The sequence below is a fragment of the Mitsuaria sp. MSU3D genome, assembly GCF_056867975.1.
The window spans coordinates 5,409,970-5,434,061 of record NZ_CP200314.1; the positions used below are offsets into that span (position 1 = coordinate 5,409,970).

The following is a 24,092-nucleotide window of genomic DNA, read 5'->3' on the forward strand; positions in this document are numbered from 1 at the left end:
GCGACTCAGCGCCTGAGCGCCTCCCGCGCCCGCTCCAGCGCCTGCCAGAACTTCGGATCCTGAGAGGTCGCGAAGTTGATGCGCATCAGCGTGCCCGGCGTGCGCGTCGGGCTGAACAGGATGCCGGGAGCGATCAGCCAGCCCTGGTCCATCAGCGCGGGCGCCAGGCGCTCGGTGTCGGCGCCCACGTCGACCCAGCCGAACAGACCGGCCGGCGTCGCGGCGAAGCGGCAGCCGGCGTCCTCGGCCAGGCGCACGCAGCGTTGGCGCGCGGACACCAGTCGCGCCGCGATCCGTTCCGCGTGCTTGCGCAGCAGGCCCTGCTCCAGGCACAACGCGACCGCGCGGTCCATCAGCGGGCTGGTCGTCAGCGAGGCCAGCAGCTTCAGGTCGGTCAGCCGCGCCATGCGTTCCGGGCTCGCCGCCACGAAACCGACGCGCCACGCCGGCGACAGCATCTTCGAGAAGCCCGAGACGTAGATCGTGCGCCGCAACTGGTCGAGCGCGGCCAGCCGCGGCGCGTGGTTGGGCGCGAACAGCGCGTAGGTGTCGTCCTCGACGATCAGCAGGTCGTGCGCGTGCGCCAGCTGCAGCACCTGGTGCGCATGCGCCAGGTCCAGCGTCGCGCCGGTCGGGTTGTGCAGCACCGACACCGTCACGTACATGCGCGGCCGGTGTTCCTCGATCAGCCGCCGCATCACCGTCATGTCCGGCCCGTGCGCGCCGCGCGGCACCGGCAGCAGCCGCATGCCGGCCTGGGACAGACGCGCGTATTCGATCGCCCAGCCCGGGTCGTCCACCAGCACGGCGTCGCCCGGCTCCAGGAAGGCGCGTGTGATCAGGTCCAGTCCGTGCGTCGCGCCGACGGTGCTCATGATCTGGTCCGGTGCGGCCTGGACGGCGATGTCCAGCAGCCGCCTCGACAGCGCGCGCCGCAGACGCTCGTCGCCGAGCGGCTCGCCGTAGCCGGACAGCAGCGCGTCGTCCGCGTTTGCCGCGAGCCGGCGCAGCGTCGATTGCAGCAGCCCCAGGTCCAGCCATTCCGCCGGCAAGGTGCCCAGGCCCGGCGAGCGCCGCGCATCCGCCTGGAACATGCCGCGGATCAGTGCGCTGGCGTCCACCGGGGGCGGCAGTGGCGCGGGGGCGACGTCGTGGGCGACCGTCGCCCGGGGCGGCGGCGTCCGGGTTTCGCGAACGAAAAACCCACGCTTCTTGCGCGCCTCCAGCAGGCCCTGCGCGAGCAGCTGGTCGTAGGCCGCCACGACCGTGTACGGACTGACCCCGTGGTGCCGCGCGCAATCCCGCACCGACGGCAGCCGCGCCCCCGGCAGCAGCAGGCGCTGCTGGATCCGCGCCGCGAAGCGCTGCGCCAGCTGCTGCGCGAGCGGCTGGCTGGCGTTGCGGGAGAGGGCGACCGGAGCGACATTCGCGCTGTTGGGCGCGCTCATGCCGGCGTTGGCTGTGCTGGTGTCCATGCCGATACAGATCATGCGGTGGTATGGCGCAGTGTATTGGTCCTGTGCTGGTCGACCCCTTAGACTGGTCCGCTCAACCGGAGACAACCCCCATGAACCGCAGTCCCTGGACGCAGGCCCGCCGCGCGGCGCGCATGAACCCGTCCATCATCCGAGAGATCCTGAAGGTCACCGAGAAGCCGGGCATCCTGTCCATGGCCGGCGGCCTGCCCAGCGCGGACACGTTCCCGGTGGAGGCCATCAAGACCGCCTGCGACCGCGTGCTGACGCACAACGCCAAGGAGGCGCTGCAGTACGCCGCCAGCGAGGGCTTCGCGCCGCTGCGCGAATGGGTGGCGGCCAAGGTCGCGACGCTGGGGATCCAGGCCTCGCCGGACCAGGTGCTGATCACCAGCGGCTCGCAGCAGGGCCTGGACCTGGTCGGCAAGCTGCTGTGCGACGCGGGCGCGCCGGTCGCGGTCGAGACGCCCACCTACCTCGGCGCGCTGCAGGCCTTCACGCCGTACGAGCCGATCTTCGCCAGCCTTGCCAGCGATGACGAAGGCCCGCTGCCCTCGGCCATCGAGGCCCTGCCGCACGACGCGCCGGGCACGCGCTTCGCGTATCTGCTGCCGAACTACCAGAACCCGACCGGCCGCGTGATGAGCGCCGAGCGCCGCCAGGCCGTGGTTGCCGCCGCCCGCAAGGCCGGCGTGCCCATCGTCGAGGACAACCCCTACGGCGACCTGTGGTTCGACCAGGCGCCGCCGGCCTCGCTGAGCTCGCTGTGGCCCGAGGGCAGCATCTACCTGGGCTCGTTCTCCAAGGTGCTGACGCCGGGCTTCCGCCTGGGCTACATCGTCGCCCCGACCGAGCTGTACCCGAAGCTGCTGCAGGCCAAGCAGGCCGCCGACCTGCACACGCCGGGCTTCAACCAGCGCGTCGTGCACGAGGTCATCAAGGGCGGCTTCCTGGACGAGCACGTGCCCAAGATCCGCGCCCGCTACAAGGCCAACCGCGATGCGATGGCCAAGGCGCTGGCGGAATCGCTGCCGCCCGGCTGCGAATGGCAGACCCCGGAAGGCGGCATGTTCTTCTGGATCCGCCTGCCCGAGGGCCTGGATGCGATGGCGCTGCTGCCGCGCGCGGTCGACGCCGGCATCGCCTACGTGCCGGGCGCCGCGTTCTACGCGCACCAGCCTGACACGCGCACGCTGCGCCTGTCGTTCGTGACGCTGACGCCGGACCTGATCGCCGAAGGCGTCGACAAGCTCGGTCGCGTGCTGCACGAGGCGCTCGCGCTGACGACCGCCGAAACGGCGCCCTGATCGACGAGCCGTCACCGACCCCGCCCGGGGGTCGGGGCTTGTCCCCTGTTCCCGTCACCCGTCACCGCCCCGTCACTGCCTCGTCAGGCGGTACGGATCGACTCGCTCTGTTTTTCCGAGGTTCCGCATGTCCGAACTCCGCCGCTTCGTTCAAGTCGATGTCTTCACCGCCGAGGCGTTGAAGGGCAACCCGCTGGCCGTCGTCATCGACGGTGCGGGCCTGGACGAGGCCACGATGGCGAAGTTCGCCGAGTGGACGAATCTCTCCGAAACGACCTTCCTGCTCCCGCCCACGCATCCCGAGGCCGACTACCGCGTCCGCATCTTCACGCCGGGCGGCGAACTGCCTTTCGCGGGGCATCCGACGCTGGGCTCCTGTCACGCGTGGCTGTCCAGCGGCGGGGATCCCAAGCGGCCCGGCGAGGTGGTGCAGGAATGCGCCATCGGTCTGGTGCGCATCCGCCGCGACGGCACGCGGCTGGCCTTCGCCGCGCCGGCGCTGCGGCGCGAAGGACCGGTCGAGCCGGCGCTGCGCGAACAGGTGGCGCGCGCGCTGCGCGTCGCCGACGCGGACCTGCTGGACGTCGTCTGGGTGAACAACGGCCCCGACTGGATGGCGGCACGGCTGGCCTCGGCCGAGGCGGTCCTCGCCCTCGAACCGGACTACGTGTCCATGGGGCGACTCAAGCTGGGCGTTGTTGGCGCTTATCCTGCGGGCTCGCCGCTGCAGTTCGAGGTGAGGGCCTTCGTGCCCGGCCTCGGTCCTGCCGAAGACCCGGTGACGGGCAGCTTGAACGCGGGTCTGGCACTATGGCTGCAAGGCGCCGGTCTGGCGCCCGATCGCTATGTGGCCGCCCAGGGCGCCGCCCTCGGGCGTGCCGGTCGGGTGCATGTGGCGAAAGAGGGCGGACATTGCTGGATTGGCGGCGATGTCACGCCGTTGATCCACGGTCAGGTGAGGTTGTAAAGCCATGAGCATGGAAGTCGATCATCTCGTTGTCGCCGCGAACACCCTCGAGGAGGGCCGCGCCTGGTGCGAACGCGTCCTCGGTGTGTCCCCTCAGCCCGGTGGGCGCCATGCGCTGATGGGCACGCACAACCTGCTGCTCAACATCAGCGGGCCGCCGACCTATCCGCGCTGCTACCTGGAAATCATCGCCATCGACCCGGAGGCCCCGGATCCGGGCCGGCCGCGCTGGTTCGACCTGGACCAGCCGGCCGTGCGCGAACGCCTGAAGCAGGACGGTCCGTCGCTGCTGCATTGGGTCGCGCGCGTGCAGAGCCTGGACGCCACCTTGGCGACCTGGGCGGGTGAGGGCATCGACGCCGGCGAGGCGGTCGAGGCCGCGCGGGGCGACCTGAGCTGGCGCATCGCCTTGCGCGAAGACGGTCGCCGCCTGCGCAAGGAAGGCCTGCCCGTGCCGATCGAATGGAAGGGCGACGCCCATCCGACCGACAAGCTGCCCGAGAGCGGCGTGCAGCTGCTGAGCTTCGAGGCCCGCGACGGCCTGCGTGCGCAGCTCTCGACGCCCAAGGGCACGGTCGAACTGGAGGCGATCGAGGGCACCTTGTCCGATGCGCCGACGGGCCATGGAGACCTCGAATGACGTGTCGCCGAGGTCCCGCCGGGGCGCTGACAAGCATCCGATGAGCACGCTGGATCTCTTCCGTGAGGACGCGCAACTGCGCGAATGCGAGGCGATGCTGCTGCGCGTCGACGAGCGCGGTCTGCTGCTGGACCGCACGGTGTTCTATCCGCAAGGCGGCGGCCAGGCGGGCGATGCCGGCGTGCTGACCTTGCCGGGCGGGCGGGAGCTGCTGATCGTCGACACCCGCAAGGGCGAAGGCGGCGAGATCCTGCACCTGCCCGCGCCGGACCAGGACCTGAGCGGACTCGACGCCGGCACGGCGGTCACCGCGCGCATCGACTGGGCGCGCCGGCATGCCCACATGCGCTTCCACACGGCGACGCATCTGCTGTGCGCGCTGGTGCCGCATCCGGTCGACGGTTGCTCGATCACGGCGGGCTACGCGCGGCTGGACTTCCACATGACCGAGGCGCTCGACAAGGACGCGCTGACGGCCGGCATCGCCCGGCTCGTCGCCGAGGCACATCCGGTGGGCCACCGTTGGATCGGCGACGAGGAACTCGACGCGAATCCGACGCTCGTGCGCAGCATGAGCGTGCAGCCGCCGCGCGGCACCGGTCGCGTGCGCCTGCTGGCGATCGATGGCGTCGACCTCCAGCCCTGCGGTGGGACGCATGTCGCCAACACGTCGGAGATCGGCGCGGTGGTCGTCACGAAGATCGAGAAGAAGTCGGCCAGGACGCGCCGCGTCGTGCTGGGCTTTGCGCCCGCGGACCCGGTGGCGACCGCCACCTCGGCATGAGCGGACTTCGCGTGCTCGGACGCGCGGCGTCCATCAACGTCCGCAAGGTGCTGTGGACCGGTGTCGAACTGGGCCTGGACCTGTCGCGTGAGGACGTCGACGTGAAGGCGGACGCGTTCCGCCGGCTCAACCCCAACGCGATGATGCCGGTGCTGATCGACGATGACGCCGCGGCGCCGGTATCGGCGTCGGCGTCGGCGACGGAAGCAGCGGACGGTCAGCCGTTCTCGATGTGGGAGAGCAACAGCATCTGTCGCTACCTCGCTCGTCGCGAGGGGCGCGTCGACCTGCTGCCCGACGAGCCCCGCCAGCGCGCGCTGGTCGAGATGTGGATGGACTGGCAAGGCGGTGAGCTGAACAACAGCTGGCGCTACGCGTTCCTGGCGACGGTGCGCAAGAGCGCGCAGCACCAGGACGCCGCGCAGATCGAAGCCGGCATCGCGAACTGGAACCTGCACATGGCGATGCTCGACGGGCAACTCGCGCGCTCCGGCGGGCCCTTCGTGCTCGGCGGGACGTTCACGCTCGCGGATGTGGTGCTCGGCCTGTCCGCCCATCGCTGGCGGGCCGCGCCGATCGCGCATGCGGACCTCCCCGCTGTCGAGACCTGGTACCAGCAACTGCTGACGCGTCCCGGCTTCGCCACGCACGGCCCGGCCGCCGGTCCTTGATGGACGCCTCTAGACGCGGCACTTGATCGCCGGGACGGCCTCGCTACACTCGCCCGCTGTGGACACCCCTGAGATACGACTGATCAGCCCCGATTCGCCCACGTTGTGGGATGAAGCGCGCGTGATCATGCGCGAATACGCGCAGAGTCTGGCCGTCGACCTGGACTTCCAGAACTTCGACGAGGAACTGGCCTCGCTGCCCGGCGAGTACGACGCGCCGCAAGGCGCGCTGCTGCTGGCACTTGTCGACGGCCAGATCGCGGGCTGCGGCGGCTTCCGGCCGATGACGGATTCCGATTACGCCAATGCCTGCGAGATGAAGCGCCTGTTCATCCGCCCCGCGTTCCGCCGCTTCGGCCTGGGCCGCACGATGGCGCAGGCGCTGATCGATCGCGCCACCACGGCCGGCTACTCCAGCATGCTGCTCGACACGCTCGATGACATGGAAGCGGCGCGCGATCTGTACGAGAGCCTCGGCTTCGAGGAAATCCCGCCGTACTACTTCAATCCGATCGCCGGCGCGCACTACCTGAAGGTCGATCTGGACTGATCTGACGATGCCGTGGCCCCGACCGGCCTGTTCGCCGGCAGGGGGATCGGTTTCGTCGGGTTACAGGCATAGCATCGGGGCATGAGCTCACAGCCCCACGCCGCTTCGACGACGTCCTCGGACGACTTCTTCCGCCTCGAGCCCGCATCGCTGACGCCGGCGCTGCTCGGCGAGTCGCCGTTCTGGCATCCATTGGAGCAATGCCTCTATTACGTCGACATCCCGGGCAAAGCGTTGTTCCGGCTCGACAACCGCGCGGACACGCCGACCCGCTGGGCGCTCAACGACGAGCCGGGCTGCGTGGTCCCGCTGACCGACGGCAAGCTGCTGATCCCGCAGCGCAACGGGCTGTGGCGCTTCGATCCGGCGACCGGCGCGTATGAAAAGCTGCTCGACCCGCCCTACGACGCGTCCAAGCGCCGCTTCAACGACGGCAAGGCCGATGCGAAGGGGCGTCTGTGGGTCGGCACGATCGATGACGCGCGCGAGCCGGAGTCGGCGCTCTATTGCCTGCGCGACGGGGCGTTCGAACAGGTCCTGGACGGCATCACCGTGTCCAACGGCCTGGCCTGGAGCCCCGACGGTCGCACGATGTATTGGGCCGACACCAAGGCCCATGAGATCTACCGGTTGAGCTTCGATGCCGACGCCGGCACCGTCGGCGCGCGTGAGACCTTCATCAGCTTCGACAAGCGCGCGCCGGAGCAGCCGCTCGAGACCTACGGCGGCCGGCCGGATGGCGCGGCCGTGGACGTCGAGGGCGCCTACTGGATCGCCATGATGGAAGGGCAGCAGTTGCTGCGGCTGTCGCCGTCGGGCGAGGTGCTCACGCGGGTCGAGCTGCCGGTGCGCTGCGCCACCATGCCGACCTTCGGTGGTGCAGACATGTGCACCCTTTTCGTCACCACCGCACGGGAAAAGCGCAGCGAGGCCGAGCTCGCCGCTCAGCCCTGGGCCGGCTGCGTGTTGAAGATGCGGGTGCCGGTGGCGGGGCTGCCGGTGCAGTTCGCGCACTGGGAAGACTGAGCCGACTGCGGCTGCGACTGCGACTGCAACCGCGGCTGCGGCTGCGATAGCGCCAGGGCGCCTGGTCAGGGGACAGGTGTTGCGTGCGCACAGCGCGCCGCTCCGGTATGGTGAGTGTTCCGAAAGCCGATGAACAGGGCTCGGGAGAGCCCTAGGCGCGGTTCGCGCAGCCTGTCAAGTCGGCGCGGATGGGCCAGCGCCACGGCCTGTTAAGGGTTCGTAAGGCCAGAACCCCTATAATCCCGTGGTTTTGCAGCTCGCCCCCTGACGCCGTGAATCCCCATCCAGCGCGCGCACCCGTTGCGCCGCCCGCAGAGCCGCACCGGCCCGTTCAGATGAACGACCGTGGCACCGCCAGCCAGGATGCTTGGGACGATGGAACAGAAGGAGATGCGGGTGGCGAACCGGCTTTCAAGCCTCTGACGCGAGAAGAAGCGCAGGACTTGCGGGCCCGGCTCCCGGTGATGTCCGTCTGGTCGTTGTTGACCTGGCAGGCGGCGGCGGGCGCCACCATGGTCGCGCTGTGGGGGCTGCTGTCCCTGCAAGCCGACAAAACCTGGTCGGCGCTGTTCGGTGCCGTCTCGGTCGTCGTGCCGAACGCCCTGATGGCGTGGGGCGTGACGCGGCGCAAGACCGTGGATGCCGGCACTCCGATGCTGTCGTTCGTGGTCTGGGAGCTGGTGAAGATCATTCTGGCGGTCGCCATCCTGGTGGCGGTCGCCGCGGGTTTCCCGTCGTTGAGTTGGGCAGCATTGCTCTCGACCCTCGTCGTGACCCTGAAGGCAAATTGGCTGGCCCTGCTTCGGCGGGGTCGAATCAGAAAATAGAGACGGAAATACAACCATGGCAGCAGAAGGGCACGCGCCGACTTCGGGTGAATACATCACCCACCATTTGCAGCATTGGCAGAAGAATTTCGCCTTCGAAGACGTCAAGCAGACGGGTCTGGTCGACTTCAGCGTCTTCAATTTCGATTCGCTGATCTATTCGACAGTCCTCGGCCTGCTGGCCGTGTTCATCCTCTGGCGTGTCGCACGCAAGGCGCATGCCGGCGTGCCGGGCCGCTTCCAGGCCGCCATCGAGATCCTCGTCGAGATGGTGGACAACCAGGCCAAGTCGGTCATCCACAACGAGAAGAGCCGCAAGGTCATCGGTCCGGTCGCCCTGACCGTGTTCGTGTGGATCTTCTTCATGAACGCGATGGACATGCTGCCGGTCGACTGGTTGCCCACGCTGTTCACCAACTACGTCGCCCATGACGCGCACCACGCCTATCAGCGTGTCGTGCCGACCGCCGACCTGTCGACCACGCTGAGCCTGTCGACCTTCGTCCTGGCGCTGGTGTTCTTCTACAGCGTCAAGATCAAGGGCCTGGGCGGCTGGGGTCACGAATTGATCGCCGCGCCGTTCGGCGACAAGTGGTTCCTTTACCCCGCCAACTTCGCCATGCAGGTCATCGAGTTCGTCGCCAAGACGGTGTCTCATGGCATGCGACTGTTCGGCAACATGTTCGCCGGCGAACTCGTGTTCATGCTGATCGCCCTGATGGGCGGCGGCTGGGCCCTGACCGGAACCGGCATCGGCCTGGCCATCGGCCACGTCCTGGCCGGCACGGTCTGGACGCTGTTCCACATCCTTGTGATCACGCTGCAGGCCTTCATCTTCATGATGCTGACGCTGATCTACCTGGGCCAGGCGCACGACGCGCACTGATCCGGCCGGACAGCTCGATCCCCGCGATTTCTCGATTCCTTTTCCCTTTCCCTTTTATCTAACTCTCTCAGGAGCAAAACATGGAAAACATCCTCGGTCTGGTCGCTCTGGCTTGCGGCATCATCGTTGGTCTGGGCGCGATCGGCGCTTCCATCGGCATCGCGCTGATGGGCGGCAAGTTCCTGGAATCGTCGGCCCGTCAACCCGAGCTGATGAACGAACTGCAAACCAAGATGTTCATCCTGGCCGGTCTGATCGACGCCGCCTTCCTGATCGGCGTCGCCATCGCCCTGCTGTTCGCGTTCGCCAACCCGTTCGCCGCTACGCTGCTGGCCACCGTCGCTCGCTGATTGAGCCCGAACCCTTTCACGACTGAAAGGATCGTGCCGTGAATATCAACGCTAGCCTCTTCATCCAGTGGATCCCGTTTGCGCTTCTCGTGTTCGTCACGATGAAGTTCATCTGGCCGCCGATCGTGAAGGCACTGGACGAGCGCGCGGAGAAGATCCGTGCCGGCCTGACCGCCGCTGACCAGGCGAAGGCCGAACTGGCCAATGCCAACAAGAAGGTCGACGAGCAACTGGCGCAGACCCGCAACGAAACCACCAAGCTGCTGTCCGACGCTGAAAAGCGCGGCGCCGCGATCGTGGACGAAGCGAAGAAGCGTGCGGAAGACGAAGGCGCCAAGATCATCGCCGCTGCCAAGGCCGAAGCCGAGCAGCAGTCGGTGCGCGCCCGCGAGGCCCTGCGCGAGCAGGTCGCCGCGCTGGCCGTCAAGGGCGCCGAGCAGATCCTGCAGCGCGAGGTCAATGCCGGCGTGCACGCCGAATTGCTGAACCGTCTCAAGACGGAGCTGTAATCATGGCTGAACTCGCAACCATTGCCCGTCCCTACGCCGAAGCGCTGTTCCAGGTCGCGTCCTCCCAGGACCTCAAGACCTGGAACGAGCAGCTCGCCGCGCTGGCGCTCGTCGCCGGCGACAGCCAACTGCGCCAGTTCGCCGAAGACCCCAAGGTGAGCACCGAACAGGTGTTCCAGGTGGTGTCCGCGGCGAGCGGCCAGTCGCTGGTGCCCGGCGTTCAGAACTTCCTGCGCGAGGTGATCGCCAACGGCCGCCTGTCGGCGCTGCCGGCGATGGTCCAGCAGTTCCACGAACTGGCCAACGCCGCTTCCGGCGTGTCCGATGCGCACATCTACAGCGCGTTCCCGATCGAGCCGGCCCAACTGGCCGACGTGGTCGTGTCGCTGGAGAAGCGCTTCGGTCGCAAGCTGCAAGCGCAGGTTGAGCTGGAGCCTGGCCTGATCGGCGGTATCCGTGTGGTGGTCGGCGACGAGGTGCTGGACACCTCGGTGAAGGCCCGTCTGGAACGCATGAAAGTGGCGCTGACTGCCTGAAGCCTCGGCTTCAGGCTTCGGCCCGACTGCCTGAGATCCCCCCGATTCACCCTGGTGTCCCGCTTCGGCGGGATGCCGCTGGGAGCAAGCAATGCAACTGAATCCTGCTGAAATTTCCGAACTGATCAAGAGCCGCATCGAAGGCCTTGGCGCGTCCACCGACGTGCGCAACCAGGGCACCGTCGTGTCCGTGTCCGACGGCATCGTGCGCGTGCACGGCCTGTCCGACGTGATGCAAGGCGAAATGCTGGAGTTCCCGGTCGCCCCGGACGGCACGCAGACCTTCGGTCTGGCGCTGAACCTGGAGCGCGACTCCGTCGGCGCCGTGATCCTGGGCGCTTACGAGCACATTTCCGAAGGCGACACCGTCAAGTGCACGGGCCGCATCCTGGAAGTGCCGGTCGGCCCCGAGCTGATCGGCCGCGTCGTGAACGCGCTGGGTCAGCCGATCGACGGCAAGGGCCCGATCAACGCCAAGATGACCGACGTCATCGAGAAGGTCGCCCCGGGCGTGATCGCCCGCAAGTCCGTCGACCAGCCGGTGCAGACCGGTCTGAAGTCGATCGACTCGATGGTGCCCGTCGGCCGTGGCCAGCGCGAGCTGATCATCGGCGACCGCCAGACCGGCAAGACCGCCGTGGCGATCGACGCGATCATCAACCAGAAGGGTCAGAACATGACCTGCGTGTACGTCGCGATCGGCCAGAAAGCCTCGTCGATCAAGAACGTCGTGCGCGCCCTGGAAGCCGCCGGCGCGATGGACTACACCATCGTCGTCGCCGCGTCCGCGTCGGAATCCGCCGCGATGCAGTACGTGTCGGCCTACTCCGGCTGCACGATGGGCGAGTACTTCCGCGATCGCGGTCAAGACGCGCTGATCGTGTACGACGACCTGTCCAAGCAGGCCGTCGCCTACCGCCAGGTCTCGCTGCTGCTGCGCCGTCCTCCGGGCCGCGAAGCCTTCCCCGGCGACGTGTTCTATCTCCACAGCCGTCTGCTGGAGCGCGCCGCCCGCGTCAACGCCGAGTACGTCGAAGCCTTCACCAAGGGTGAAGTCAAGGGCAAGACCGGCTCGCTGACCGCGCTGCCGATCATCGAGACGCAGGCCGGCGACGTGTCCGCCTTCGTTCCGACGAACGTCATCTCGATCACCGACGGCCAGATCTTCCTGGAAACCAACCTGTTCAACGCCGGCATCCGTCCCGCGATCAACGCCGGTATCTCGGTGTCGCGCGTCGGTGGCGCTGCGCAGACCAAGCTGATCAAGTCGCTGTCCGGCGGTATCCGTACCGACCTGGCCCAGTACCGTGAGCTGGCCGCGTTCGCGCAGTTCGCCTCGGACCTGGACGCCGCGACCCGCAAGCAGCTGGACCGCGGTGCCCGCGTGACGGAACTGCTGAAGCAGGCCCAGTACAGCCCGCTGTCCATCAGCCTGATGGGCGCGTCGCTGTACGCCGCGAACAAGGGCTTCATGGACGACATCGACGTCAAGAAGGTCCTGCCGTTCGAGCACGGTCTGCACCAGTTCCTGAAGTCCTCGCACGCCGCCCTGCTGACGAAGCTGGAAAGCGACAAGGCCATGGACAAGGATGCCGAAGCCGAACTGAACGCCGCGATCACGTCGTTCAAGAAGTCCTTCGCCTAAGCAACCCATGACCGGGTCTCGTTGAAGTCAGGCAAGACCCGGCCCTCACAGGAGAAATCATGGCAGCAGGCAAGGAAATTCGCGGCAAGATCAAGTCGGTCGAGAACACCAAGAAGATCACCAAGGCCATGGAGATGGTCGCCGCTTCGAAGATGCGCAAGGCGCAGGATCGGATGCGCGCGGCCCGTCCGTACGCGGAGAAGGTCGGCAACATCGCCGCCAATCTGTCCAAGGCCAATCCGGAGTACCGTCACCCGTTCATGGTGGCGAACCCGGACGCCAAGTCGGTGGGCTTCGTGGTGGTCACGACGGACAAGGGTCTGTGCGGCGGTCTGAACACCAACCTGCTTCGCGCGGCGACCGGCAAGCTCAAGGAAGTTGAGTCCGCGGGTCAGAAGTCCGAAGTGGTGGCGATCGGCAACAAGGGTCTGGGTTTCATGAACCGGATCGGCGCCAAGGTCGTCGCGCATGCGACGCAGCTCGGCGACAGCCCCCAGCTCGAGAAGCTGGTCGGCCCGGTCAAGACGCTGCTGGACGCGTATGCGGACGGCAAGCTGTCGGCGGTCTACCTCTGCTACACGCGCTTCGTCAACACGATGAAGCAGGAGCCGGTGGTGCAGCAGCTGCTGCCGCTGACGGCCGAGTCGCTGGAGACGGATGCCGCGGGTCACGCATGGGACTACCTGTACGAACCCGACGCCCCGACCGTGATCAACGAGCTGCTGGTGCGCTACACCGAAGCCCTGGTCTATCAGGCCGTGGCCGAGAACATGGCGTCGGAGCAATCCGCGCGGATGGTGGCCATGAAGGCCGCGACCGACAACGCCGGAACGCTGATCGGTGAGCTGAAGCTGGTCTACAACAAGACCCGCCAGGCCGCGATCACGAAGGAACTGTCGGAAATCGTCAGCGGCGCGGCCGCCATCAGCGGTTGATCTCGCGATCGATCGCAGGCAACAGATTTGAATTGAAGGAACGAAGAAATGGCTAACACTCAATCGGTGGGCAAGATCGTTCAGTGCATCGGCGCCGTGGTGGACGTGGAATTCCCGCGTGACCAGATGCCGAAGGTGTTCGACGCCCTGAAGATGGAAGGCTCGACCCTGACGCTGGAAGTTCAGCAGCAGCTGGGCGACGGCGTGGTGCGCACCATTGCGCTGGGCTCGTCCGACGGCCTGCGCCGCGGCAGCGAGGTCTACAACACCGGCGACATGATCCAGGTCCCGGTCGGCCAGCCCACGCTGGGCCGCATCATGGACGTGCTGGGCAACCCGATCGACGAGCGCGGCGAAGTCTCGCGCGCGCAGACCGCGTCCATCCACCGCAAGGCCCCGGCCTACGACGAGCTGAGCCCGTCGCAGGAGCTGCTGGAAACCGGCATCAAGGTCATCGACCTGATCTGCCCGTTCGCCAAGGGCGGCAAGGTCGGCCTGTTCGGCGGCGCCGGCGTCGGCAAGACCGTCAACATGATGGAGCTGATCAACAACATCGCCAAGGCTCACTCGGGTCTGTCGGTGTTCGCGGGTGTCGGCGAGCGTACCCGCGAGGGCAACGACTTCTATCACGAGATGTCCGACGCGGGCGTCGTGAACCAGGAGGACCTGAGCAAGTCGAAGGTCGCGATGGTCTACGGCCAGATGAACGAGCCCCCGGGCAACCGTCTGCGCGTGGCGCTGACCGGTCTGACCATGGCCGAGTCGTTCCGCGACGAAGGCCGTGACGTGCTGTTCTTCGTGGACAACATCTACCGCTACACGCTGGCCGGTACCGAAGTGTCCGCGCTGCTGGGTCGCATGCCGTCCGCGGTGGGCTACCAGCCGACGCTGGCCGAGGAAATGGGCCGCCTGCAGGAGCGGATCACGTCGACCAAGGTCGGCTCGATCACCTCGATCCAGGCCGTGTACGTCCCTGCGGACGACCTGACCGACCCGTCGCCCGCCACGACCTTCGCCCACTTGGACGCCACCGTCGTGCTGTCGCGTGACATCGCGTCGCTGGGCATCTACCCGGCCGTGGACCCGCTGGACTCGACCTCGCGTCAGATCGACCCGAACGTCATCGGCGAAGAGCACTACAACGTGACGCGTTCGGTGCAGTCGGTGCTGCAGCGCTACAAGGAACTGCGCGACATCATCGCGATCCTGGGCATGGACGAGCTGTCGCCGGAAGACAAGCAGGCCGTGGCCCGCGCCCGCAAGATCCAGCGCTTCCTGTCGCAGCCGTTCCACGTCGCGGAAGTGTTCACCGGCGCGCCCGGCAAGTACGTCCCGCTGAAGGAAACCATCCGTGGTTTCAAGATGATCGTGAACGGCGAATGCGACCACCTGCCGGAACAAGCGTTCTACATGGTCGGCACGATCGACGAGGCTTTCGAGAAGGCCAAGAAGATCCAGTAAAGCCCGTTCGACGGCGCGGTCCTGACGGACCCGCCGTCGATGAGCTGAACGGACTTCCCACCTTTCGATCAAGGAAACGCAATGGCAACCCTCCACGTGAACGTGGTCTCGGCGGAAGAGCAGATCTTCTCGGGCGAGGCGAAATTCGTGGCGCTGCCGGGCGAAGGCGGCGAGCTGGGCATCCTGCCCAAGCACACCCCGCTGATCACCCGCATCAAGCCGGGCGCCGTGCGCATCCAGCGTCCCAACGGCGATGAAGAGTTCGTCTTCGTCGCCGGCGGCCTGCTGGAAGTGCAACCCGACGTCGTGACCGTGCTGGCCGACACCGCGATCCGCGGCAAGGACCTCGATGAGGCCCGCGCCGAGGCCGCGAAGAAGGCCGCCGAAGACGCGATGAAGAACGCCAAGAGCGACATCGACTTCGCCAAGGCGCAAAGCGAATTCGCGGCGATGGCCGCGCAGATCGCGGCGCTGCGGAAGTTCCGCGCCAAGCGCTGAACCCCTTCCGGCCCCAGCCGAGCAGCCCGCCTCGCGACATCGAGGCGGGCTTTCTTCATCATGAATCACCGCTTCCGCGTCGTTCGTTGGGCCGCCTGGGCTCCGGGTCTCGATTCCCGGGAAGCCTGGCGCGCCTGGCTCGCTTCGCCCACGCCGATCGCCGCGGAGGGCCAACCGCCGCTGGCCGAAGTGCCGGCGATGATGCGCCGTCGCATCGACCCGCTGGGCCGCGCCGCGCTGCAGGCCGCGTGGTGGGCGCAAGGCACGCCCGAAGAGGGCGCCGGCGCGATGCCGGTGATCTTCGCGTCGCGCTGGGGCGAGATCGCCCGCTCGCTGACGCTGCTGCAGCAACTGGCCGGCGGTGAGCCGCTGTCGCCGACGCACTTCAGCCTCTCGGTGCACAACGCGTCCGGCGCGTTGTATTCGATGGCGCGGCAGGACCGGCAGAACTACCTCGCCGTCGCCGGCGGCGAACACAGCGCGGAAGCCGCCTTCTGCGAGGCGCTCGGCCTGCTGGCAGAAGGCGCGTCGCAGGTGCTGGTCGCGCATGTCGATGCGCCTTTGCCCGATGCCTACGCGGCGCTCGGACAGATCGACCCCTCGACGGCGGATCCGGCGCTCGTCGCGTGGGCCTGCGTGCTCGCGCGGCCGGAGGCCGGTTCGCCATCCTTCGCGCTGGAGCCGGTGGCGGCCGACGCACTCGCGCCGGAGGCACCGTCCTCACCATGGTTGAGCGGCAGCCTCCCGGTGCTGGCGCTGCTCGCCGCGGCAGACGAAGCCGGCGCGGCGCGGGAAGGCGTCTCGCTGGACCGTCTCATCGCCGGGCAGCCCGGCGGCTGGCGCTGGACGCGCCGTCCGGCCGACACGCCCTGAGCCGATGCCATGGGCCCGTTGCTCGACCTCCTCGACCGCACCGTCGGCCGCGCCTGGCGCGTGCTCGCAACCGCGATCGCCTTCGCGAGCTTCGGCGTCGGCGGACTGATCCTCTGGCTGGTCTGGTTCCCGGCGCTGGACCTGTTGGTCCGCAACCGCGAACGTCGCGTCGCGCTGGCCCGCGGGGCTGTGCATCGAACATTCCGGCTGTTCATCGGCTGGATGCGGGTGCTGGGACTGATCGGCTTCGAGATCCGTCATCGCGAGCGTCTGCATCGCGGCGGTCTGCTGATCCTGGCGAACCACCCGACCTTGATCGACGTCGTGTTCCTGATCGCCCTCGTGCGAAACGCAGACTGCGTGGTGAAGTCCACGCTGGCGAGCAATCCCTTCACCAGGGGCCCCGTGCGGTCAACAGCCTACATCTGCAACAATTCTGGGGCCGACTTGCTGCAATCCTGTATGGACAGCCTCGCAGCGTCTGGCAACCTGATCATCTTCCCGGAAGGTACGCGCACGCGGCCCGGCGAGCCGCTGCGCATGCAGCGCGGCGCCGCCCAGATCGCGACGCGCGCCGTCCAGGACATCACACCGGTGACCATCCGATGCACCCCGCTGGGCCTGACCAAGGGCCAGCCGTGGTGGCAGGTGGCATCGCGGCGACTGCACTTCGACATCTGCGTGGGTGAAGACATTGCGGTGGCGCCGTTCCTGACGGCCAGCGGCGGCGAACCCGCCCTGGCGGCAAGGCGGTTGACGGACCATCTGATCCATTATTTTTCGAATGAACGAGGGAGCCATGCAGGCGCTGGAACGTGACATCAAACTGCTATTGATCGAGGCCTTGAATCTCGAGGACCTGACGCCCGAGCAGATCGACGCGGAAGACGCGCTCTTCGTGACCGGCCTGGGGCTGGACTCGATCGACGCGCTGGAGCTGGGGCTGGCCCTGCAGAAGAAATATGGCGTGAGCATGGCTGCGGACTCGGAAGAGACGCGCCGGCATTTCGCCAGCATCCGCGCGCTGGCCCGCTTCGTGGCGGAGCACGGCAAGGTCGCGGCCTGATTCAAGCCGGCAGGGAGGATCCACGACATGACGAATGAAGACATCTTCGCGCGCCTGCGCGACATCCTGATCGAGACCTTCGACATCGAAGCCGATCGCATCACCCCCGAGGCCCGCCTCTACGAGGACCTCGACATCGACTCGATCGACGCGGTCGACCTGATCGTGAAGCTCAAGCCGATGGTCGGCAAGAAGCTGCAACCCGAGGCCTTCAAGGCCGTGCGCACCTTGCAGGACGTCGTCGACGCGCTGCAAGGCCTGATCAAGACGCCGGAGACGGCCAGCGCCTGAGTCTCCATGGCCCGCGCCGTGTTGTGGTTGCTGACGGCGGCCTATCCCCTGCTCGTGTATCTCGGTCTGGCGCATGCCCAGCCGCGCGACCTCGCGCTGCTGCTGGCGGCGCTGGCCGCGTTGCGCGCGCTCGCCCGTCGCGGCAGCGCCGAGGCCCGTCTCTGGTGGTGGAGCGCCGCCGGCGCCGCGCTGCTCGCCGGCGCGGCCGCGCTGATGAACCAGAGCCTGCCGCTCAAGCTCTATCCGGTGCTGGTGAATGCCGGGCTGCTGGGGCTGTTCGGCGTGAGCCTGTGGCACGGTCCGCCGATCGTCGAACGCCTGGCGCGCTTGACGGAGCCCGATCTCGATGAACGCGGCCAACGCTACACGCGCCGTGTCACCCAGGTCTGGTGCGGGTTCTTCGTGATGAACGGCGGCATCGCCCTGGCGACGGCGCTCTGGGCCGACGACAAGGTCTGGGCGCTGTACAACGGTCTGGTGTCCTACGTGCTGATCGGACTGCTGATGGGCGGCGAGTACCTGGTGCGCCTGTGGGTGCGTCGGCGCGACGCGGTCCAGACCTGATCCTTCCTCCTCCATGAGCTTGCTGAAGACCCTGTGCGCGCTGATGAGCGCGCCTCCGCGCCCCGGTCGACCGGTGGCCCGCCGTGCGGGCGGGCTGGTGGACGAGGCCGGCTTCCACGCACGGACGCGCCGTTGGGCGGCCGCTTTCGCGGCGCTGGATCGAGGCCATGCAGACGCAGCGGTGGGCTTGTCGAGTGGCACCTCGGGTGCGCCGCACGTGGCGCTGCACTTCGAGGACACCGTCGAATTCTCCGCTGCGCTGTTCGGCCTCTGGGCCGTGGGCGGCACGGCGTGGCTGCCGGGTGACCTCCAGCCCGCGACGCTGCAGGCGCTGCGAGGGTGCGTGAGCGCGCTGGCGAGCGATGCATCGACGACGGCGATGTCGGCGCCGGCCGCAGGCGCCATGAATGTCGCAGACGCTGCGCTGACGCGCATCGAGGCCGCCGCGACGCCCGACGACCGGACCTTCGAGCCGCTCGATGCCGAGGCCGAACGGCTCGTCATCTTCACTTCCGGCAGCACCGGCCAGCCAGGCGCGATCCCGAAGCGGCTGCGCGAGCTCTTCGCCGAGGTCGACGCGCTGGAGCAGGCCTTCGGCGCCCGCCTCGATGGCGCCGAGATCCTGGGCCTCGTGTCCCACCAGCACATCTACGGCCTGCTGTATCGGGTGCTGTGGCCGCTGGCCGCGGGCCGCGTGCTGCATGCCGAGCGCCTGCCCTACATCGAGACCCTGCTCGCCGCTCTGCATGCGGGCCCGCGCTTCGCCGTCGTCGCCAGCCCGGCGCACCTGAAGCGTCTGCCGCCCGCCGACAGCGCGCCTCCAGTCGAGGCCGCCCATCTGGCGCTGATCTTCTCGTCCGGCGGTCCGCTGCCCGAAGAGGCCGTGCCCGATTGCCGCCGCCTCTTCGGCCAGGCGCCGCTGGAGGTCTACGGCAGCAGCGAGACCGGCGGCGTGGCCTGGCGCCAGCGCGACGTCGGCGCACCGACGACCTGGACCGCGCTGCCCGGCATCGAGTGGCAGGCTGACGAGTCCGGCACGCTGCGCATCCGATCGCACCACTTGCCCGATCCCGCCGAATGGTTCGAGAGCGCCGATCGCGTGCGCCTCACCGCCGACGGTTTCGAGCTGCTGGGCCGTGCCGACCGCATCGTGAAGATCGAAGGCAAGCGCGTGTCGCTGCAGACGATCGAGACGGTGCTGCGCGACAGCGGCTGGATCGAGGACCTGCGCGTCTTCGTGCTGGAGCCCGGCGCGCGCGAGCAGCTCGCCGTCGCCGTGCAGCTCAACGACGCCGGCTGGGCCGAGCACGACGAGCACGGCAAGGCCGCATTCGCGCAAAAGCTCAGGGACCGGCTCGCGCCGCACCTGGAGCGCATCGCGCTGCCGCGGCGTTGGCGCTTCCTCTCGCAGCTGCCGGTGAACGCGCAGGGCAAGATCACGGTGGCCGCGCTGACGCGGCTCTTCGACCCGCGACGGCCGGGGGTGCGGTTGCTGGCGCGGTCGGCCAACGAAGTCACGTTGCGCCTCAGCGTCGATGCGACCTTGCCGCAATTCGACGGTCACTTCCCCGGCCATCCCATCCTTCCCGGTGTCGCGCAGCTCGACTGGGTGATGCTCTTGGCGCGCGAGTGGCTGCCCTTGCCGCCGGCGGGTCAGGCCGCGGGGCAGGCGGATTTCGCCGGCATCGACAACCTCAAGTTCCAGCAGGTCATCGCGCCCGGGATGACGGTGGAGCTCACGCTCGCGTTCACCGCGCCGCTGCTGAGCTTCAGCTATCGCTCGGCCGCCGGCGCTCACGCCGCCGGAAAGATCCGCCTGCAGGGAGCGACCGCATGAGCCTCACGGCCGTCGTGCCCGTCTACAACCACGGCGGTCCGGTGGGCGGCGTCGTGCAGGCCCTGCGCGCCCAGGGGCTGCCGGTGTTGCTGGTCGACGACGGCAGCGAACCCGGCTGTGCCGCCGTGCTCGATGCCTTGTCCGCCGCCGATGCCGAGGTCCGCCTGCTGCGCCTCGCGGTGAACCAGGGCAAGGGCGGCGCGATGATCGCCGGGCTGACGCAAGCACAACGACTGGGCTTCACCCACGCGCTGCAGATCGACGCCGACGGCCAGCACGACGTCGGCGATCTGCCGCGTTTCCTGGCCGAATCCGAGGACTTCCCCGATCACTTCATCTGCGGCTGCCCCGTCTACGACGCGTCGGTGCCCAAGGGGCGGCTCTACGGCCGCTATGCGACGCACGTCTGGGTCTGGATCAACACGCTGTCCTTCGCGGTGAAGGACTCGATGTGCGGCTTCCGCGTCTATCCGCTGGCGCCGACGGTGGCGCGGCTGACGCGCACGCGCATCGGCCGACGCATGGACTTCGATGTCGAGATCGCCGTGCGCCTGGTCTGGGACGGCGTGCGCGTGCGCAACGTGCCGACCCGCGTGCGTTATCCCGAGGATGGCGTCTCGCACTTCCGCGCGCTGCGGGACAACCTGCTGATCTCGTGGATGCACACGCGGCTGTTCTTCGGCATGCTGCCGCGCCTGCCGCTGCTGCTGTGGCGCAAGGTGGCCCCGTGAGCGATCCGCACGCCGCCTCCGGGTCGGGTCCCGCCGACGCACCGCGCCATTGGGCCCAGTTCGGCGAGACGACCTTCGTCGCCGGCATCTGGCTGCTCTACGCGGTGCATCGCGTGGCGGGACGATGGCTGTTCCGCGCGGCGATGTTCCCCGTGGTGTTCGTGCACTGGCTGAGCCGGCCCGCGCTGCGCCGTGACAGCCTCGACTATCTGCGCCGCGTGCATGCCGTCGCCGGCCGCCCGGCGCCGACCTGGCGGGACAGCCTCGCGCATGTCGCGCTGTTCGCCGACACGATGCTCGACAAGCTGCTGGCGATGGCCGGCCGCTATCCGGCGGAGCGCGTCAGCGTCGACGGCAAGGACGAGGTCCTCGCGCAGCTGCGTACCGGGCAGGGCCTGGTGCTCGCGACGGCCCATATCGGCTGCCTGGAGCTGTGCCGCGCGCTTGCCGGCCGGATGCCCGGCCTGCGTCTCAACGTGCTGGTGCACACGCGCCACGCGCAGAGCTTCAACCGCATCCTCGACCGGCTCCAGGGCGCCGACGCCATCGCGGAAGGCGCCAGCGTGCGCCTGATCGAGGTGACCGGCATCGATCCCGCGCTGGCGATGCAGCTGGCCGAGCGCATCTCGGCCGGCGAGTGCGTCGTCATCGCCGGCGACCGCGTGCCGGTCAACAGCGGCCGCACGCTGACGCTGCCCTTCCTGGGCGAGCCGGCGCGCTTCCCCATCGGGCCGTACCTGATCGCCGGGCTGCTCAAGTGCCCGCTCTTCTTCATGGGCTGCGTGCACGAGGGCCGCGGCTATGCGCTGCGCTTCGAGCGCCTGGCCGATCGCATCGCCCTGCCGCGCGGCGACCGCGAGCGCGCGATGACCGATCCGGCGCTCGCCTACGTCGCGGCGCTGACGCGTTGCCTGCGGCGCTCGCCGCATGACTGGTTCAACTTCTTCCCGTTCTGGAATCAACCCGATGTCGAGTCCTGAGACCCTGCTGCCCACCGTGATCTTCGACGGCGGCCCGCTGCGCATCGAGGACGTCGCCGCGATCGCGGAGCGCCGCGCCGAGGCGCGCCTGTCCACCGATGCCGCCTTCCAGGCGCGCATCCGCGCGGGCGCCGACTTCGTCGCCCGCCTGCTGGCCGAGGACGGCGTCATCTACGGCGTCACGACCGGCTACGGCGATTCCTGCACCGTCGTGATTCCGCCGCACCTCGTCACGGAACTCCCGCACCACCTGTACACGTACCACGGCTGCGGCGCCGGCGCCTACCTCACGGCCGAGCAGACGCGCGCCGTCCTGGCCGCGCGGCTGAACTCGCTGGCGCAGGGCATGTCGGGCGTGAGCCTGGAGCTGCTGCAAGGCCTGGAGCAGCTGCTGCGCCACGACGTGCTGCCGCTGATCCCGTCGGAAGGGTCGGTCGGCGCGAGCGGCGACCTGACGCCGCTGTCCTACGTCGCCGCCGTGCTGTGCGGCGAGCGCGAGGTGATGTGGCGCGGCGAGCGCATGGCTGCCGCCGACGCGCTGAAGGCCATCGGCCTGACCCCGCACAAACTGCGCCCGAAGGAGGGCCTCGCGATCATGAACGGCACGGCCGTCATGACGGGCCTGGCCTGCCTCGCGTGGACGCGCGCCGACTACCTGAACCGCATGGCCACGCGCCTGACGGCGATGAACGTCGTCGCCAGCGCCGGCAACGCGCACCACTTCGACGAGACGCTGTTCGCCGCCAAGCCGCATCCGGGCCAGCAGAAGATCGCCGCGCGGCTGCGCGCCGATCTGGCCGTCGACGCGCCGAGCCGCAACTCGCATCGCCTGCAGGACCGCTACTCGCTGCGCTGCGCGCCGCACGTCATCGGTGTCCTCGAGGACGCGCTGCCCTTCCTGCGCCAGCTGATCGAGAACGAGCTCAACAGCGCCAACGACAACCCGCTGATCGACGCCGAGAACGAGCGCGTGCTGCACGGGGGCCATTTCTACGGCGGTCACATCGCGTTGGCCATGGACACCTTGAAGAACGCCGTGGCCAACGTCGCCGATCTGCTGGACCGCCAGCTCGCGCTGCTGGTGGACACGCGCTACAACCACGGTCTGCCGTCCAACCTGTCGGGTGCGTCCGGTGAGCGCGCCGCGATCAACCACGGCCTGAAGGCGCTGCAGATCAGCGTGTCGGCCTGGACCGCCGAGGCCCTCAAGCAGACGATGCCGGCCTCGGTCTTCAGCCGTTCGACCGAGTGCCACAACCAGGACAAGGTCAGCATGGGCACGATCGCCGCGCGCGACTGCCTGCGCGTGCTGGAGCTGTCCGAGCAGGTCGTCGCCGCCATGCTGATCGCCGCCCGCCAGGGCCTCGCGCTGCGCGCGCTCCTGCAGCCGGAACCGCTGGCGCTGGGCACCGGCGCCGCCGCGATGTTCGAGGAGCTTTCGGCCCGCATCCCACTCATCGAGGAAGACCGCGCGCTCGATCGCGAACTGCTCGCGCTGGTGCACGCGCTGCGCGAGCGGCAGTGGAGGCTCCATGACGATTGACGCCGACGGCAGCGGTTTCGACCGTGCCGACAACAGCCCGCCGGACCTCAGCCACGAGATCGAGCTCTCGCCGGCGTTCCATGACATCGATCTCATGGAGGTCGTCTGGCACGGCCACTACGTCAAGTATCTGGAGCTCGCGCGGTGCGCGCTGCTGCAGAAGTTCGACTACGACTATCCCCAGATGCGGGCGTCCGGCTACGCGTGGCCGATCGTGGACATCCGGCTGAAGTACGTCGGCATGGTCGAGTACGGCCAGGCGGTGCGCATCCGCGCCGAGATCGTCGAGTGGGAGAACCGCCTGAAGATCGAGTACCAGGTGCGCAACGCCGCGACGGGCCGCGTGCTCAACAAGGCCTACACGATCCAGGTCGCGCTGGAGATCGCGTCGCGGCAGATGCAGTACGTGTGCCCGCGGATCCTTTGGGACAAGCTGGGCGTGCGCCCGGCATGACGGCGATGACCAGGATGGACACGATGCACAAGATGGGCACGACGAGCGTCGATCCGATCCGTCGCCGACTGCTCGCCGTCGGCGCGCTGTCGGCCTTCGCCTTCGTGTTGCCGACTTCGGCGCTGGCTGCGACCGATGAAGCCGCGCTGATGAAGGGCGTGCAGTCGCGTCTGCGTCAGCCCGAGTGGCTGCGCGGCGATTTCGAGCAATCGAAGCAGGTGCCCGGATTCAAGAAGCCGGTGGTCTCGCGCGGCGACTTCGTCGTGGCGCGCGGCCGCGGCGTGCTGTGGCACACGCGCACGCCGTTCGAGAGCGAGCTGCGCCTGACGCGAGACGAGATCCGCGCCAGCCAGGGCGGCGCGACGGCGATGCGGATGGACGCCCAGCGCGAGCCCGCGCTGCGGCTGGTCAACGAGATGATGTTCGCCCTGCTCGGCGGCGATGTGGGCGCGCTCTCCAAGCTCTTCTCAATGGAGGGCGAGTTGACCGGCACCGCCGCTTGGAAGCTGGATCTGCGTCCGCGCCAGGCGGCGTGGTTGCAAGTCCTGCAGCGTCTGGCGCTCAGCGGCGACACGCACGTGCGCGCGGTCGAGCTGGTCGAGGCCGGCGGCGACATCACGCGCATCGCCTTCTCCAATCTGCGCGAATCCGCCCCCGAGGGCGGCGCGCGGCTCTTCGACTGATCG

At 68.5% G+C, this 24,092-nt stretch carries 28 protein-coding genes; 27 read left to right on the plus strand and 1 reads right to left on the minus strand.

Going from position 1 to position 24,092, the window contains the following annotated elements; all coding sequences use genetic code 11:
• Positions 1–5 precede the first annotated feature (5 nt).
• Entirely contained in the window at positions 6–1,448 is a 1,443-nt protein-coding gene (locus tag AC1VNM_RS23795) for an aminotransferase-like domain-containing protein (RefSeq protein WP_483109322.1), read from the minus strand.
• A gap of 119 nt (positions 1,449–1,567) precedes the next feature.
• On the opposite strand from AC1VNM_RS23795, the gene AC1VNM_RS23800 reads away from it, so the two are divergent.
• The 27 genes from AC1VNM_RS23800 (at position 1,568) to AC1VNM_RS23930 (ending at position 24,089) form a co-directional block, all read left to right on the plus strand.
• A complete protein-coding gene (locus AC1VNM_RS23800) occupies positions 1,568–2,782 on the plus strand; it encodes an aminotransferase-like domain-containing protein (RefSeq protein WP_377158350.1) in 1,215 nt (404 codons plus the stop codon).
• Positions 2,783–2,909: 127 nt separating this feature from the next.
• Positions 2,910–3,749 carry a PhzF family phenazine biosynthesis protein gene (locus tag AC1VNM_RS23805; RefSeq protein ID WP_483108547.1) on the plus strand — a complete coding sequence of 280 codons (840 nt, stop codon included), beginning with the start codon at positions 2,910–2,912 and terminating at the stop codon, positions 3,747–3,749.
• Between the two features lie 4 nt (positions 3,750–3,753).
• Positions 3,754–4,389, plus strand: coding sequence for a VOC family protein (locus AC1VNM_RS23810; RefSeq protein ID WP_377158347.1), 636 nt, complete (start codon positions 3,754–3,756; stop codon positions 4,387–4,389).
• Positions 4,390–4,429: 40 nt separating this feature from the next.
• Positions 4,430–5,173 carry an alanyl-tRNA editing protein gene (locus tag AC1VNM_RS23815; RefSeq protein ID WP_483108548.1) on the plus strand — a complete coding sequence of 248 codons (744 nt, stop codon included), beginning with the start codon at positions 4,430–4,432 and terminating at the stop codon, positions 5,171–5,173.
• Positions 5,170–5,844 carry a glutathione S-transferase C-terminal domain-containing protein gene (locus AC1VNM_RS23820; RefSeq protein WP_483108549.1) on the plus strand — a complete coding sequence of 225 codons (675 nt, stop codon included), beginning with the start codon at positions 5,170–5,172 and terminating at the stop codon, positions 5,842–5,844. Before AC1VNM_RS23815 ends, AC1VNM_RS23820 begins: the two co-directional genes overlap by 4 nt.
• A gap of 58 nt (positions 5,845–5,902) precedes the next feature.
• Complete coding sequence (locus AC1VNM_RS23825) at positions 5,903–6,394, plus strand: GNAT family N-acetyltransferase (protein ID WP_483108550.1); 492 nt, start codon at positions 5,903–5,905, stop codon at positions 6,392–6,394.
• 81 nt (positions 6,395–6,475) lie between these two features.
• On the plus strand, positions 6,476–7,420 hold the full coding sequence (locus AC1VNM_RS23830) for an SMP-30/gluconolactonase/LRE family protein (RefSeq protein ID WP_483108551.1): 945 nt from the start codon (positions 6,476–6,478) through the stop codon (positions 7,418–7,420).
• A 335-nt stretch (positions 7,421–7,755) separates the two neighbouring features.
• Positions 7,756–8,247, plus strand: coding sequence for an ATP synthase subunit I (locus tag AC1VNM_RS23835; RefSeq protein ID WP_483108552.1), 492 nt, complete (start codon positions 7,756–7,758; stop codon positions 8,245–8,247).
• Positions 8,248–8,263: 16 nt separating this feature from the next.
• Positions 8,264–9,133, plus strand: a complete 870-nt coding sequence (gene atpB / locus AC1VNM_RS23840) for a F0F1 ATP synthase subunit A (protein WP_377158336.1) — start codon at positions 8,264–8,266, stop codon at positions 9,131–9,133.
• An 80-nt stretch (positions 9,134–9,213) separates the two neighbouring features.
• On the plus strand, positions 9,214–9,483 hold the full coding sequence (atpE, locus tag AC1VNM_RS23845) for a F0F1 ATP synthase subunit C (RefSeq protein WP_067066400.1): 270 nt from the start codon (positions 9,214–9,216) through the stop codon (positions 9,481–9,483).
• Positions 9,484–9,521: 38 nt separating this feature from the next.
• Entirely contained in the window at positions 9,522–9,992 is a 471-nt protein-coding gene (locus AC1VNM_RS23850) for a F0F1 ATP synthase subunit B (RefSeq protein WP_377158334.1), read from the plus strand.
• Positions 9,993–9,994: 2 nt separating this feature from the next.
• On the plus strand, positions 9,995–10,528 hold the full coding sequence (locus AC1VNM_RS23855; protein WP_483108553.1) for a F0F1 ATP synthase subunit delta: 534 nt from the start codon (positions 9,995–9,997) through the stop codon (positions 10,526–10,528).
• 91 nt (positions 10,529–10,619) lie between these two features.
• A complete protein-coding gene (gene atpA / locus AC1VNM_RS23860) occupies positions 10,620–12,173 on the plus strand; it encodes a F0F1 ATP synthase subunit alpha (protein ID WP_377158330.1) in 1,554 nt (517 codons plus the stop codon).
• A gap of 59 nt (positions 12,174–12,232) precedes the next feature.
• Positions 12,233–13,108 (plus strand): F0F1 ATP synthase subunit gamma, encoded by an 876-nt coding sequence (gene atpG / locus AC1VNM_RS23865; RefSeq protein WP_297530792.1) that lies wholly within the window; start codon positions 12,233–12,235, stop codon positions 13,106–13,108.
• 48 nt (positions 13,109–13,156) lie between these two features.
• Positions 13,157–14,569, plus strand: a complete 1,413-nt coding sequence (gene atpD / locus AC1VNM_RS23870; protein WP_377158329.1) for a F0F1 ATP synthase subunit beta — start codon at positions 13,157–13,159, stop codon at positions 14,567–14,569.
• 81 nt (positions 14,570–14,650) lie between these two features.
• Positions 14,651–15,067, plus strand: a complete 417-nt coding sequence (locus AC1VNM_RS23875; RefSeq protein ID WP_088405913.1) for a F0F1 ATP synthase subunit epsilon — start codon at positions 14,651–14,653, stop codon at positions 15,065–15,067.
• A 60-nt stretch (positions 15,068–15,127) separates the two neighbouring features.
• Entirely contained in the window at positions 15,128–15,940 is an 813-nt protein-coding gene (locus AC1VNM_RS23880; protein ID WP_483108554.1) for a beta-ketoacyl synthase chain length factor, read from the plus strand.
• A gap of 9 nt (positions 15,941–15,949) precedes the next feature.
• A complete protein-coding gene (locus tag AC1VNM_RS23885; protein WP_377158326.1) occupies positions 15,950–16,759 on the plus strand; it encodes a lysophospholipid acyltransferase family protein in 810 nt (269 codons plus the stop codon).
• Positions 16,740–17,006 carry a phosphopantetheine-binding protein gene (locus AC1VNM_RS23890; RefSeq protein ID WP_067279176.1) on the plus strand — a complete coding sequence of 89 codons (267 nt, stop codon included), beginning with the start codon at positions 16,740–16,742 and terminating at the stop codon, positions 17,004–17,006. The genes AC1VNM_RS23885 and AC1VNM_RS23890 overlap by 20 nt, the downstream gene beginning before the upstream one ends.
• 27 nt (positions 17,007–17,033) lie before the next feature.
• The gene (locus AC1VNM_RS23895) at positions 17,034–17,297 is read left to right on the plus strand and encodes an acyl carrier protein (RefSeq protein ID WP_377158324.1); all 264 of its coding nucleotides are present in this window, start codon (positions 17,034–17,036) and stop codon (positions 17,295–17,297) included.
• Between the two features lie 6 nt (positions 17,298–17,303).
• A complete protein-coding gene (locus AC1VNM_RS23900) occupies positions 17,304–17,861 on the plus strand; it encodes a COG4648 family protein (RefSeq protein ID WP_483108555.1) in 558 nt (185 codons plus the stop codon).
• 13 nt (positions 17,862–17,874) lie between these two features.
• Positions 17,875–19,698: an ApeI family dehydratase gene (locus tag AC1VNM_RS23905; RefSeq protein WP_483108556.1), complete on the plus strand. Its 1,824-nt coding sequence runs from the start codon at positions 17,875–17,877 to the stop codon at positions 19,696–19,698.
• Entirely contained in the window at positions 19,695–20,429 is a 735-nt protein-coding gene (locus tag AC1VNM_RS23910; RefSeq protein WP_483108557.1) for a glycosyltransferase family 2 protein, read from the plus strand. The genes AC1VNM_RS23905 and AC1VNM_RS23910 overlap by 4 nt, the downstream gene beginning before the upstream one ends.
• Positions 20,426–21,409: an LpxL/LpxP family acyltransferase gene (locus tag AC1VNM_RS23915; protein WP_483108558.1), complete on the plus strand. Its 984-nt coding sequence runs from the start codon at positions 20,426–20,428 to the stop codon at positions 21,407–21,409. Before AC1VNM_RS23910 ends, AC1VNM_RS23915 begins: the two co-directional genes overlap by 4 nt.
• Entirely contained in the window at positions 21,396–22,952 is a 1,557-nt protein-coding gene (locus AC1VNM_RS23920; RefSeq protein WP_483108559.1) for an HAL/PAL/TAL family ammonia-lyase, read from the plus strand. Before AC1VNM_RS23915 ends, AC1VNM_RS23920 begins: the two co-directional genes overlap by 14 nt.
• Entirely contained in the window at positions 22,942–23,406 is a 465-nt protein-coding gene (locus AC1VNM_RS23925; RefSeq protein WP_483108560.1) for an acyl-CoA thioesterase, read from the plus strand. The genes AC1VNM_RS23920 and AC1VNM_RS23925 overlap by 11 nt, the downstream gene beginning before the upstream one ends.
• A gap of 23 nt (positions 23,407–23,429) precedes the next feature.
• Entirely contained in the window at positions 23,430–24,089 is a 660-nt protein-coding gene (locus AC1VNM_RS23930; RefSeq protein ID WP_483108561.1) for a LolA family protein, read from the plus strand.
• Positions 24,090–24,092 lie beyond the last annotated feature (3 nt).